12 protein-coding genes are annotated in these 12,149 nt (G+C 62.5%); all 12 read right to left on the reverse strand.

The features are described from left to right. Window positions 1-6: 6 nt before the first annotated feature. Window positions 7-978, reverse strand: a complete 972-nt coding sequence (gene cyoA, locus AC3FKH_RS11760; protein WP_488675697.1) for a ubiquinol oxidase subunit II — start codon at window positions 976-978, stop codon at window positions 7-9. 569 nt (window positions 979-1,547) lie between these two features. Next, a complete protein-coding gene (locus AC3FKH_RS11765) occupies window positions 1,548-2,024 on the reverse strand; it encodes a MaoC family dehydratase (RefSeq protein WP_488675699.1) in 477 nt (158 codons plus the stop codon). A gap of 37 nt (window positions 2,025-2,061) precedes the next feature. After that, window positions 2,062-2,505 (reverse strand): MaoC family dehydratase, encoded by a 444-nt coding sequence (locus AC3FKH_RS11770; protein ID WP_488675701.1) that lies wholly within the window; start codon window positions 2,503-2,505, stop codon window positions 2,062-2,064. A gap of 169 nt (window positions 2,506-2,674) precedes the next feature. Beyond that, on the reverse strand, window positions 2,675-3,793 hold the full coding sequence (locus tag AC3FKH_RS11775) for an acyl-CoA dehydrogenase family protein (RefSeq protein WP_488675703.1): 1,119 nt from the start codon (window positions 3,791-3,793) through the stop codon (window positions 2,675-2,677). 13 nt (window positions 3,794-3,806) lie between these two features. Beyond that, a complete protein-coding gene (locus AC3FKH_RS11780; protein WP_483710934.1) occupies window positions 3,807-5,009 on the reverse strand; it encodes an acyl-CoA dehydrogenase family protein in 1,203 nt (400 codons plus the stop codon). An 86-nt stretch (window positions 5,010-5,095) separates the two neighbouring features. After that, window positions 5,096-5,554 carry a DUF1178 family protein gene (locus tag AC3FKH_RS11785; protein ID WP_488675705.1) on the reverse strand — a complete coding sequence of 153 codons (459 nt, stop codon included), beginning with the start codon at window positions 5,552-5,554 and terminating at the stop codon, window positions 5,096-5,098. 156 nt (window positions 5,555-5,710) lie between these two features. Further along, window positions 5,711-6,325, reverse strand: coding sequence for an NUDIX domain-containing protein (locus AC3FKH_RS11790; RefSeq protein WP_488675707.1), 615 nt, complete (start codon window positions 6,323-6,325; stop codon window positions 5,711-5,713). A gap of 45 nt (window positions 6,326-6,370) precedes the next feature. Continuing rightward, complete coding sequence (locus AC3FKH_RS11795; protein WP_483710931.1) at window positions 6,371-6,679, reverse strand: DUF2818 family protein; 309 nt, start codon at window positions 6,677-6,679, stop codon at window positions 6,371-6,373. 19 nt (window positions 6,680-6,698) lie between these two features. Continuing rightward, window positions 6,699-8,174 carry an NADH-quinone oxidoreductase subunit NuoN gene (gene nuoN, locus AC3FKH_RS11800; protein ID WP_488675709.1) on the reverse strand — a complete coding sequence of 492 codons (1,476 nt, stop codon included), beginning with the start codon at window positions 8,172-8,174 and terminating at the stop codon, window positions 6,699-6,701. 18 nt (window positions 8,175-8,192) lie between these two features. Then, window positions 8,193-9,659 carry an NADH-quinone oxidoreductase subunit M gene (locus AC3FKH_RS11805; RefSeq protein ID WP_483729835.1) on the reverse strand — a complete coding sequence of 489 codons (1,467 nt, stop codon included), beginning with the start codon at window positions 9,657-9,659 and terminating at the stop codon, window positions 8,193-8,195. A 27-nt stretch (window positions 9,660-9,686) separates the two neighbouring features. Next, on the reverse strand, window positions 9,687-11,774 hold the full coding sequence (gene nuoL / locus AC3FKH_RS11810) for an NADH-quinone oxidoreductase subunit L (protein WP_488675711.1): 2,088 nt from the start codon (window positions 11,772-11,774) through the stop codon (window positions 9,687-9,689). 63 nt (window positions 11,775-11,837) lie between these two features. After that, the gene (gene nuoK / locus AC3FKH_RS11815) at window positions 11,838-12,143 is read right to left on the reverse strand and encodes an NADH-quinone oxidoreductase subunit NuoK (protein ID WP_011297154.1); all 306 of its coding nucleotides are present in this window, start codon (window positions 12,141-12,143) and stop codon (window positions 11,838-11,840) included. Between the last annotated feature and the right edge of the window lie 6 nt (window positions 12,144-12,149).

Consider the following 12,149-nt stretch of genomic DNA (forward strand, 5'->3'; position numbering starts at 1 on the left):
TTGCTCCTAGGATTGCGCGCCCAGCGCCGGCTTGGCCGGCGTGGCCATGGACACCCGCTCTTCGCCGAGCGTGTTACGCGACGTGCAGACCGGGCCGCCATCGAAACCCTCGCGGGCCATGGCATGGCCGTCGTTGCCCATGTATTGGTGCAGGACGCCGGTGAACAGGCCGTCTTCGACCTTGCCGTAGTAGGCAACCGGCTCCGCTTCGCTCGGCTGCGCCAGGACCTTGTAGTCCGCGCTGGCGAGCTGACGTTCGGAGGCGCGCACCTTGGCGACCCACGCGTCGAACTCGAAGTTCGACATGGCCGTCGCCTTGAACTTCATGCCCGAGAAGCCGCCGCCGCTGTAGTTGGCGGACATGCCGTCATACGTGCCGGCTTCGTTGGCAATCAGGTGCAGCTTGGTCTCCATCCCCGCCATGGCGTAAACCTGGCTGCCCAGTTGCGGGATGAAGAACGAATTCATGATTGAATCGGACGTGATCTTGAAGTTCACCGGCGTGCCCACCGGGAACGCGATCTGGTTGACCGTCGCGATCTTCAGTTCCGGATAGATGAACAGCCACTTCCAGTTCATCGCCACCGCCTCGACGGTGATCGGCTTCTGCTTGGATTCCAGCGGCTTGTACGGGTCCAGGTCGTGCGAGGACTTCCACGTGATGATGCCCAGCGCGATGATGATCAGGCAGGGAATCAGCCACACCACGACTTCGATCGCGGTCGAGTGCGACCAGTCGGGTTCATAGCGTGCCGAGGTATTGCTGGCGCGGTACTTCCAGGCGAACACGAGCGTCAGGACGATCACCGGCACCACCACCAGCAGCATGAGCCAGGTGGCGATCAGGATGATGCCTTTGATGTCGACGCCTACCTGCCCCTTCGGGTCGAGCAGCGTCATGTTGCAGCCGGCGAGCAGCAAGAGCAGGCCGAGGCTTGGCAGGGACCGCGTCCACCGCGGCAGTATGGGTTTCTTCATGTCACGACTGGTTTGGTTAGGCCGCGCTTGGGCAAAGCGTGGCTTCACCGCCTGATGCCGGAAGCAAGAGGCGTTGGGCTGAGGGAAAACCTGAAGGACGTGTCCTTAGCTGGCGTTGGGGTCTGGCGGATTTAACGCCGGATGACCATGCGGCCTGACAACGCCATGAACACGGAAGGACAACTGACGACTGCGCGAGCGGCTCGCCTTAGGCGGGGGCACTGCGGCAATTGATGGCCGAAACCGCGAACGGTCCCGGCTCGAAACTGCGGCCGGGTAGCGTTGAACCACGAGGTTTTTGCACTTCCCGGCAAGCCTGCCTTGTGGGCAAGCGCGGTTTCCGGCCGGAATGCGCAACACGTAAAACATCGTGGGCGCGACTGTACCGCAATGCAGCATTACGGGTAAACCCAACAGCACAGAACACACTGTTCAGAAAAGCGGACAATCTTTAAAAGCGTTGTTCACGTCGCTAAAAATGTGTTGCAGCATCCGCATTGCCGTCAAAAATTGAAAAAAACCGCCAGACGACGGTTTTTTTCTTTCTGTATCAACAAAACAACAACGGCTCAGCCGTAGCGGCGGCTGATGGACTCGGCGACGCACACCGGGCGGTCGCTGCCCTCGCGTTCGATCGTCACTTCCCAGGTCGATTGGGCACCCACCAGTTCGGGCGACTTGGGCAGCGGATCGAGCCGCTCGACCTTCTGCAGCTTGATACGCGCGCGCAGCCTGCTGCCCACGGGCACCGGTGCGGTGAAGCGCACGCGGTTCAGGCCGTAGTTCACGCCGATCTTCGACGGCATGTGCAGCGCGTTGTGCATGAACTTGGGTACCAGCGACAGCGTCAGGAAGCCATGCGCGATCGGACCGCCGTAAGGCGATTCCTTTTTGGCGCGCTCCACGTCGACGTGGATCCACTGGTGGTCGCCGGTCGCTTCGGCAAACAGGTTTACCTGCTCCTGGGTGATCTCCATCCAGTCGCTGACGGCGACCTCCTGACCTTGCAGGCTCTCCAGTTCTTCGAGCGATGCGATGGTGCGCATGTCCGTTATCTCCTCGTTGTTTAGATTAGGGGCGATCTCAGGCGGGGCGGCGGCCGTACATGCCCATGCCCTTGACCGTGCAGACCAGTTCGCCGCGCTGGTTGGTCGCTTCCCACTGGGTATGGACGACGCCACGATCGGGCTTCGATTGCGATGGCCGGGAATCCAGCACGTTGAGCACGACAGTCAGCGTGTCGCCGGCATAGACCGGCTTCAGCCAGCGGATCTCGTCGACGCCCGGCGAACCCATGCTCGCCGACTTGCCAGTGGTGCTCAGCACCAGCAGACGCATCATGATCGAGCACGTCATCCAGCCGCTCGAAATCAGGCCGCCATAGATGCTGTTGGCGGCGGCCTCCTTGTCGATATGGAACGGCTGCGGATCATACTGGCGGGCAAAGCCGAGGATCTCTTCCTCGGTGACGAGATAGGAGCCGAGTTCGCGGCGGCTGCCGACTGTAAAATCCTCGAAATACAGCATTGGTGATGTCTCCGTTGTCGCTGACTGCGCTGACTGTTGACTGGTCATCGCGATATTCGCATGGCGGGTGACGGCGTGCGTCCGTATTTGCCGAACCCGCCCCTAACTGCGCCCAAAGAAAAAAACCGCGCCTGGACTACGGCGCGGTTTCGATTGGGCATCGCCTGGATCAGGCGGCTTGCTGGAAGCTCGCCTGCGCGGCGAACCGGCCCAGGTGGTGGTCGACATCACCGAACGTGGTGTTGATGAGCGTCAGGCGCTTGAACATATGCGCGGCCGGCAGTTCGTTGGTCACGCCCATGCCGCCGTGGATCTGCACGGCCTCCTGGCCAACGTAGCGCGCGGCCTGGCCAACGCGGGCCTTGGCAGCCGACACGTAGCGGCGGCGCTCTTCCGGCGTCGACTCTTCAAAGCGGGCCGCGGCCAGCAGCGTGATCGAGCGCGACTGCTCGGCCTGGATGAACATCTCGACCATGCGATGCTGCAGCGCCTGGAAGCGCGCGATCACCACGCCGAACTGCTGGCGCTGCTTGGCGTAATCGAGCGTTGCCGCGTTGAGCGTGTCCATCACGCCCACGGCCTCGGCGCACAGCAGCACCGCGGCGTAGTCGGCCACCTGCTCGACCTGCTCGAAGGCCTTGCCGGCTTCGCCCAGCAATTGCGCCGGGGCATCCTGGAACGTGACATCGGCCGCGCGCAGGTTGTCGATAGTGCGGTAGTCCTTGATGCTGACGCCGGCGCCCTTGGCGTCGACCAGGAACAGCGAGATGCCGTCACGATCGGCGTCCGCACCGCCGGTGCGTGCCGACACGATCAACTTGTCGGCCTGGCCACCATGCAGCACCACGGTCTTGCGGCCGTTGAGCTTGCCATCGCGCGCGGTGACGCGCACGTTGTTCAGCTCATAGCGCGCCTGCGGCTCGTTGAACGCCACGGCGAGCTTCAGTTCGCCACCGGCCACTTGCTCCAGCAGCGCTTCCTGGCCACCGGCCAGGCCCAGGGCATAAGCGCCCACGACGGTCGCCAGGTACGGCTCGACGACCAGGCCGCGGCCCAGTTCCTGCTGCACCACCATCATGTCCAGCGCCTTGCCGGCGAAGCCGCCCTGCGCTTCCGGCACCGGCAGCGCGGTCAGGCCGAGCTCGACGATGGAGCCCCAGGCCGACTCGCCATAGCCAGTCTCGCTCTCATAGCGCTTCTTGCGCGACTCGAAGTCGTAGTCCTTGTCGATGAAACGGCGTACGGCGTCAGCCAGCTGCTTTTGTTCGTCGCTGAGATTGAAGTTCATGTTCCGTGTCTCCTCACAGCCCCAGGATCATCTGGCTGATGATGTTGCGCTGGATTTCGTTGGACCCGCCGTAGATGGAGGTCTTGCGATAGTTGAAGTAGTAGGCGGCCAGCGGGGCGGCATCGTCGTAGCCGGTCACCGCGTGCTCGTGCTCGCACTCCAGGTAGGCGGGGTCGAACGGCTGGGCGTACGGGCCAACGGCTTCCACCATCAGTTCCGTCAGCATCTGCTGGATCTCGGTGCCCTTGATCTTCAGCATCGAAGCTTCCGGGCCAGGGCCCTTGCCCGCGGCTTCGCTCGACACCACGCGCAGCACGGTGATCTCCAGCGCCATCAGTTCAATTTCCAGCGCGGCAACCTTGGCGCCGAACACCGGATCTTCCAGCAGCGGCTTCCCGTTCTTCTGCTGCTGGCGCGCCACGCGCTTCAGGAAGCCCAGCTCGCGCTTGGAATTGCCGACGCGGGCAATGCCGGTGCGCTCGTGGCCGAGCAGGTACTTGGCGTAGGTCCAGCCCTTGTTCTCGTCGCCGACGCGGTTTTCCACCGGCACCTTGACGTTGTCGAAGAACACTTCGTTCACCTCATGCTCTTCGTCGAGCATGATGATCGGACGCACGGTGATGCCCGGCGTCTTCATGTCGATCAGCAGGAACGAGATGCCCTCCTGCTTCTTGGCCTCGGGATCGGTGCGCACCAGGCAGAAGATCATGTCGGCGTGCTGGCCGAGCGTGGTCCAGGTCTTCTGGCCGTTGACGATGTAGTGCTTGCCGTCGGAGGTCAGCTCCGCGCGGGTCTTGACCGATGCCAGGTCGGAGCCCGAGCCAGGCTCCGAGTAGCCCTGGCACCACCAGTCGGTGCAGTCCAGGATGCGCGGCAGGTAGTACGACTTCTGCTGTTCGTTGCCGTACTTCATGATCACGGGCGCGACCATGGCAACGCCGAAGGGCAGCACGCCGGGAGCGCCGACGCGGGCGTTTTCCTCGTCCCAGATATGGCGCTGCGTGGCGTTCCAGCCGGTGCCGCCATATTGCACGGGCCAGTGCGGTGCCGACCAGCCCTTGCCCGCCAGGATCTTGTGCCAGCGCACCAGGTCGTCGCGATTGGGCCGGCGATGGTTCAGCACCTTGCCGCGGATATCCGCCGGCAGATTGGCTTCCAGCCAGCTACGCACTTCCTCGCGGAAGGCGTTGTCGGACGCCGAATAATTGAGATCCATGCCCGTCTCCAGTGATGCCGGCACGGTGCCGGCAAGTAGTTCTGCCTGCGCGTCTTGCGCCGACAACCACGGGCACAGGACGCAATTCAGTGAGCCGTCTGCTTCAATGCATCCGGCACCACGAGCGGGATCGTTTCAATGCCCTCTTCCGCCAGCGCCTGCACCTCTTCCGGGGAAGCCGAACCGCGGATGCCGCGCTCCGGTGCCTCGTCGTAATGCATGCGCCTGGCCTCCTCGGCAAAGCGGTCGCCAACGTCCTCGGTCTGCGCCATCACCTGCCGAACGGCCTTCATATAGGCCGCCTGCAAGGCTTCCAGGGCGGCCGGCGCTGGCGCCGCCTGCCCTGCCTTCGCGTGGCCGCGCTGCACCGGCGTCGCGCCCGAGAGATTCAGGCGCGGCGCGCTCGGCAGCCGACTCACCACGTGGTCACCGCAGACCGGGCATTGGACAAGGTCACTTGCGATTTGCGACTGCGCATCGTCCTCGGAGGAAAACCAGCCCTCGAAACGATGGTCTTGCGCACAACGCAGGTCGAGCACCTTCATGATCTTTCCAGCCCGTCAAAGGCAATAGTATCCGTGAATCGAAATTTTGTGAACGGTCGTGCTAATTTTTCCCCAAAGGGATTTCCCGCATTTCTGTGGTGCGGGAAGCACATCGCTCGCTTCTTTGGCCGGCTATCGTCGTTTTTCTTCAGCGCTTCAGGACGGAAGCCGCTGCTCGCCGGGCTGCCAGCCCCCAGAGATTACCTTCTCCAGCCAGAACGCGCCGATGATGGTCTTCACATCGGTAATGCGGCCCTGACGCACCCAGTCGAGCACCTGGCCGGCCGGGACGATGAAGGTTTCGAGAAACTCGCCGTCATCGAGCTTCGCCTGCCCCGCGGTCAGGCCGCGTGCGAGAAACACATCGATAAATTCGGTGGAGTACGAAATGACGGGATGGATGCGAGTCAGGTAATCCCAGCGCGCGGCGCTATAGCCGGTTTCCTCTTCCAGCTCGCGCTCGCCGCAGCGCAGCGCGCCCTCTTGCGGGTCCAGCTTGCCGGCGGGGAATTCGAGCATGACTTCGCCTACCGGGTAGCGGAACTGCCGCTCCATCAGCACGGTGCCGTCGTCGAACAGCGGAATCATCATGACCGCGCCGGGATGTACGACGTACTCGCGGCCGGTCTGCTTGCCGTCGGGCAGGCGAACGATGTCTTGCTTCAGCGTGAGGAATTTGCCGCGATGGACGGTTGCCGAAGCAACGCAGACTTCCTTCAGCCCTTCATCGCCTTCCGGCGGGGCTAGGTGGTCCTGGGTCTTTTCCGTCATGAGCACTCCGGGTGATTGGCACGCCCGGCGGCTTCGTGACCGGCTTCAGGCCGTGCGGTGTTTGACTAGGTACTGCCAGGTAAAGCCGGGGAAGGCGAACACCAGCATCATGCACGCCGTAATGGCGTAGAACTGCCAGCCCTGCGGAAAGGCGTTGCCGAGGCTCGCCTCCACCGCAAAGCCGGCCAGGCCGGCCGCCAGATACAGGCAGATCAGTTCCACCAGCCGCAGCCACAGGGGCTTGCGGCTCCAGCGCAGGGGGATCACCGCGAACAGGCGCTGGTTGATGAACGGCAGGTTGGCACAAACCAGTGCCAGCAAGATGACAAACCAGCCGCCTGTCGGGGAACTCATGCCTTGCTGCCTCTTGCGTTCAGGAGGCCAGCGTTGCGCGGATGGCCTGGTAGCACAGGTTCATCAGCGCAGCCGGGAAGATGCCCAGCAGGATCACTGCCGCGCCGTTCAGGCTCAGCACCGAACGCAGGCCGGTGGTGGCCTCGAGCGGCTCTTCGCCGACCGGTGCATCGAAGTACATCAGCTTGACCACGCGCAGGTAGTAGAAGGCACCGATCAGCGAGAACAGCACCGCCACCACGGCCAGCCAGGTCATGCCCGACTTCACCACGGCTTCAAGCACGGCCAGCTTGGCGTAGAAGCCCACGGTTGGCGGAATGCCGGCCAGCGAGAACATCATCACCAGCATCAGGAACGCGAACCACGGATTGCGGCGCGACATGCCCTTCAGGTCTTCCAGCGTTTCCGCCTCGAAGCCCTTCGTGGTACGCAGCAGGATCAGGCCGAAGGTGCCCAGCGTGGTCAGCAGGTACGTGACCGAGTAGAACATCGACGCGCTGTAGGCGTTCGCCGCGCCATCCACCTTGTTGGCCACCACGCCGGACAGCATGCCCAGCAGGATGAAGCCCATGTGGGAGATGGTCGAGTAGGCCAGCATCCGCTTCAGGTTGGTCTGGACGATGGCGGTCAGGTTGCCGATGGCCAGCGACAGGACGGCCAGCACTACCAGCATGGTCTGCCAGTCAGCGGCCAGCGGCAGCAGGCCTTCGACCAGTACGCGCACGATCAGCGCGAATGCCGCCACCTTCGGGCCGCCGGCGATCAGCAGCGTCACCGCGGTCGGCGAACCCTGGTAGATGTCCGGAATCCACATATGGAACGGCGCGGCGCCAAGCTTGAACGACAGGCCGGCGACGATGAAGACCACGCCAAAGGCCAGCATGGTGGTGTTGACGCGGCCCGACTCGACCACGCGGAACACTTCGCCTAGGTTCAGCGAACCGGTCGCACCGTACATCATCGAGATGCCGTACAGGAGGAAGCCCGAAGCCAGCGCGCCCAGCACGAAGTACTTCATGGCCGATTCCGACGTCACGCGGTTTTCGCGGCGCAGTGCCACCAGCGCGTAGGACGACAGCGACAACAGTTCCAGGCCCAGGTACAGGGTCAGGAAGTTGTTGCCGGTGATCATGACGATCTGGCCGCCGAGCGCGAACAGCGAGAGCTGGTAGAACTCGCCCGCGTACATGTCGCGGTCCGCCAGGTAGCGGCGGGTGTAGACCAGCGTCATGAACAGGCCGGCCGAGCAGAATGCCGACAGCACGTTGGCCAGCGGATCGATCACGACCAGGTTCGCAAACGCGTAGTGCGTTTCGCCGGTCGATGCGTTGATGCCGAACCAGGCGGTCAGCACCAGCGTGAACAGCAGCGACAGCGGGTAGGCGACGCTTGGCTTGCCCTTGCCGCGGGCAAGGTCGATCCAGTTGACCGCGGCGATCGACACCGCGAGGAAAATAATCGGCGCCACGGAGGCGAGAGTCGAGGACGGTTGCATAGTGTTATCTCTCCCCGATTACAGCTTCGACTGCGCCACGTGGGACAGCAGGTTGACCACCGACGCGTGCATCACGTCGGTGAAGGGCTTCGGGTGCAGGCCCATGTACAGCGTCATGATGGCGAGCAGGCCCAGCATCAGGAATTCGCGCTTGTTCAAGTCCACCAGTTCGCGGACGTGCTGGTGCACGATGTCGCCGAAGATCACGCGCTTGACCATCCACAGCGAATAGGCAGCGCCGAGGATCAGGGCGGTGGCCGCGAGCAGGCCGATCCAGAAGTTGTACTCGACCGAACCCAGGATCACCATGAACTCGCCAACGAAACCGGAGGTCGCGGGCAGGCCGCAGTTGGCCATCGCGAAGAACACCGACAGCGCGGCGAATTTCGGCATGGTGTTCACCACGCCGCCGTAGTCGGCGATCTGGCGCGAGTGCACGCGGTCGTACAGCACGCCGATGCACAGGAACATAGCGCCCGAGATAAAGCCGTGCGAAATCATCTGCACGATACCGCCTTCGATGCCGATTTCATTGAAGATGAAGAAACCGAGCGTCACAAAGCCCATGTGCGCAATCGACGAGTACGCCACCAGCTTCTTCATATCGGCCTGCACCAGCGCCACCAGGCCGATGTAGATCACGGCGATCAGCGAGATGGTAATGATGAACGCGGACAGCGAATGGCTTGCATCCGGCGCGATCGGCAGCGAGAAGCGCAGGAAGCCGTAGGCGCCCAGCTTCAGCATGATCGCGGCCAGCACCACGGAACCGCCGGTCGGCGCCTCGACGTGGGCGTCGGGCAGCCATGTGTGCACCGGCCACATCGGCACCTTGACGGCGAATGCCATGAAGAAGGCAATGAACAGCGCGATCTGCTCGTTCATCGACAGCTTGGCCTGGTGCCATTGCAGGATTTCGAAGGTACCGGTCTTGTTGTACAGGAACAGCAGCGCGATCAGCGTCAGGAGCGAGCCCAGCAGCGTGTACAGGAAGAACTTGAAGGCTGCGTACACACGGTTCGGGCCGCCCCACACGCCGATGATGATGTACATCGGGATCAGCGTGGCTTCGAAGAACACGTAGAACAGCATGCCGTCCAGCGCGCAGAACACGCCGACCATCACGCCCGACAGGATCAGGAACGCAGCCATGTACTCGGCCACGCGTTCGGTGATCACTTCCCAGGCCGAGATCACGACGATCACGGTGATGAAGGCGGTCAGCACGACGAACCACATCGAGATGCCATCAACACCCAGGTAGTACTGGATGTTGAAGCGCTCGATCCAGGACGACTTCTCCACGAACTGCATCGCAGCGGTGGATTTGTCGAAGTGGAACACCAGCGGCAGCGTGACGATGAAGCTGACGATCGAGCCGAACAGCGACATCCACCTCACGTAGCAGGCGCTGCGGTCCGAGCCCGAGGCCAGTATCAGCAAGCCGAAGAAGATAGGCAGCCAGATTGCGAAAGACAGAACCATTTCTTTGTTTTCCTTACTCGGTGCCTATCACTTGGTGCCGATCACGCCGGTTACGGTGAGCGTCAGCAGCGCCAGCATGCCCACGATCATCGCGAATGCGTAGTGGTAGATGTAGCCCGATTGCAGGTAGCGGCTGGCCGCGGCGAACGAGGCCACCACGCGCGCCGAACCATTGACGAACAGGCCGTCGATAAAGCTCTGGTCGCCACCCTTCCACAGGCCGGTACCCAGCAGGCGGGCACCGCGTGCGAACACGGCCTGGTTGATGTCGTCCATGTAGTACTTGTTCTCGAGCAGCGTGTACACGCCCGAGAAGCGGTTCTTGATCGCCTCGGGGATGTCCGGGCGCTTCATGTAGAAGAACCACGACAGCACCACACCGGCAATCGCCAGCCACAGGACCGGGGTGGTCAGCGAATGGATCGCCATCGGCACCCAGCCGTGGAACGCTTCTTCCAGTTCCTTCATGGCATGGTGGTTCTCGCCGACGAAGATCACGTCCTTGAACGCCACGCCGTGCTTGAAGAACTCGCCGAACAGCATCGGCTCGATAGCGATCGCACCGATGATGACCGACGGGATCGCCAGCAGCACCAGCGGCAGCGTCACGACCCACGGTGACTCGTGCGGCTTCTCGCCGGCAGCCAGGCCATGGTGGTGGTCATGCGAGACTTCCTCGTCGGCGTGGTCGCCTTCGTGGCCGTGGTGCGCGTGGTTTTGGCCCCAGCGCTCCTTGCCATGGAAGACCAGGAAGTACATGCGGAACGAGTAGAACGCGGTCACGAACACGCCGGCCAGCACCGCGAAGTAGGCAAAGCCCGAACCCGCCAGGTGCGACTCGGCCACCGCTTCGATGATCGAATCCTTCGAGTAGAAGCCCGAAAAGAAAGGCGTTCCGATCAGCGCCAGCGAACCCACCAGCGAGGTGATCCACGTGATCGGCATGTACTTGCGCAGGCCGCCCATGTTGCGGATGTCCTGGTCGTGGTGCATGCCGATGATGACCGAACCCGCGCCAAGGAACAGCAGCGCCTTGAAGAACGCGTGGGTCATCAGGTGGAACACGGCGACCGAGTAAGCCGAAGCGCCCAGCGCAACCGTCATGTAGCCGAGCTGCGACAGCGTCGAGTACGCGACCACACGCTTGATGTCGTTCTGGATGACGCCCAGGAAGCCCATGAACAGCGCCGTAATGCCGCCGATCACCATGACGAAAGACAGCGCGGTGTCCGACAGCTCGAACAGCGGCGACATGCGGCTGACCATGAAGATGCCGGCCGTCACCATGGTGGCGGCGTGGATCAGCGCGGAAATCGGGGTCGGGCCTTCCATCGAGTCAGGCAGCCAGACGTGCAGCGGGAACTGGGCCGACTTGCCCATGGCGCCGATGAACAGGCAGATGCACGCCACCGTCAGCATCATCCAGTCGGTGCCCGGGAAGATGACGGTCGCCAGCTTCTCGCGGGCGGCGAACACGTCCGCGTAGTTCATGCTGCCGCTGTAGGCCAGCAGCAGGCCGATGCCCAGGATGAAGCCGAAGTCGCCGACACGGTTCACCAGGAACGCCTTCAGGTTCGCGAAGATGGCCGTCGGGCGGGTGTACCAGAAACCGATCAGCAGGTACGACACCAGGCCCACCGCCTCCCAGCCGAAGAACAGCTGCAGGAAGTTGTTGCTCATCACCAGCATTAGCATCGAGAAGGTGAAGAGCGAGATGTACGAGAAGAAGCGGTTGTAGCCGGGGTCTCCGTCCATGTAGCCGACGGTGTAGATATGCACCATCAGCGACACGAAGGTCACCACCACCATCATCATGGCCGTCAGAGAATCGACCAGGAAGCCGACTTCCATCTTCAGGTCGCCGATGGCCATCCACTCGTAGACGGTGCCGTTGTAGCTCGCGCCGTTCATCACGTCGAGCAGCACCATCACCGACAGCACGCAGGCAATGGCCACGCCGAGGATCGTCGCGGTGTGGGCCACCATGCGGCCGCCGCGCGACTCCGAGGAAAACAGACCAAAGAACTTGGTGCCGAACAGGCCGGCGATCGCTGAGCCGACTAGCGGCGCAAGCGGAATCGCGAGCAGCAGGTTGGGGTTGAGCGTGGTTGCCATAGGACGCTTATTGGTGTGCGAGCGGTGAGCGGTCGTGGTTCATTGCGTAGTGCGTCATGAATATCAGTACTTCAGGGTATCCATGTCGTCCACGTTGATCGTGTCCAGGTTGCGGAACAGCACAACCAGGATTGCCAGACCGATTGCCGACTCGGCAGCGGCCACCGTAAGGATGAAGAAAACGAAAACCTGACCAGCCAGGTCGCCCATATAGTGCGAAAAGGCGACGAAGTTCATATTGACCGCAAGCAGCATGAGTTCGATCGCCATCAGCAGCACGATCACGTTCTTGCGGTTCAGGAAGATACCAACGATGCTGATCGCGAACAGGATCGCACCGAGCACGAGGAAATGGGCGAGTGAGAGCACAGCGTT

It is taken from the genome of Cupriavidus sp. 21MJTG02-4 (assembly GCF_057798975.1).

What these genes read in the sequence shown, in the direction of transcription:
- nuoN (WP_488675709.1), bottom strand. Translation starts at nt 8,174, where the DNA reads ATGCAACCGTCCTCGACTCTCGCCTCCGTGGCGCCGATTATTTTCCTC.
- AC3FKH_RS11790 (WP_488675707.1), bottom strand. Translation starts at nt 6,325, where the DNA reads ATGACGGAAAAGACCCAGGACCACCTAGCCCCGCCGGAAGGCGATGAA.
- AC3FKH_RS11785 (WP_488675705.1), bottom strand. Translation starts at nt 5,554, where the DNA reads ATGAAGGTGCTCGACCTGCGTTGTGCGCAAGACCATCGTTTCGAGGGC.
- cyoA (WP_488675697.1), bottom strand. Translation starts at nt 978, where the DNA reads ATGAAGAAACCCATACTGCCGCGGTGGACGCGGTCCCTGCCAAGCCTC.
- nuoL (WP_488675711.1), bottom strand. Translation starts at nt 11,774, where the DNA reads ATGGCAACCACGCTCAACCCCAACCTGCTGCTCGCGATTCCGCTTGCG.
- AC3FKH_RS11795 (WP_483710931.1), bottom strand. Translation starts at nt 6,679, where the DNA reads ATGAGTTCCCCGACAGGCGGCTGGTTTGTCATCTTGCTGGCACTGGTT.
- AC3FKH_RS11765 (WP_488675699.1), bottom strand. Translation starts at nt 2,024, where the DNA reads ATGCGCACCATCGCATCGCTCGAAGAACTGGAGAGCCTGCAAGGTCAG.
- AC3FKH_RS11805 (WP_483729835.1), bottom strand. Translation starts at nt 9,659, where the DNA reads ATGGTTCTGTCTTTCGCAATCTGGCTGCCTATCTTCTTCGGCTTGCTG.
- AC3FKH_RS11770 (WP_488675701.1), bottom strand. Translation starts at nt 2,505, where the DNA reads ATGCTGTATTTCGAGGATTTTACAGTCGGCAGCCGCCGCGAACTCGGC.
- AC3FKH_RS11775 (WP_488675703.1), bottom strand. Translation starts at nt 3,793, where the DNA reads ATGAACTTCAATCTCAGCGACGAACAAAAGCAGCTGGCTGACGCCGTA.
- AC3FKH_RS11780 (WP_483710934.1), bottom strand. Translation starts at nt 5,009, where the DNA reads ATGGATCTCAATTATTCGGCGTCCGACAACGCCTTCCGCGAGGAAGTG.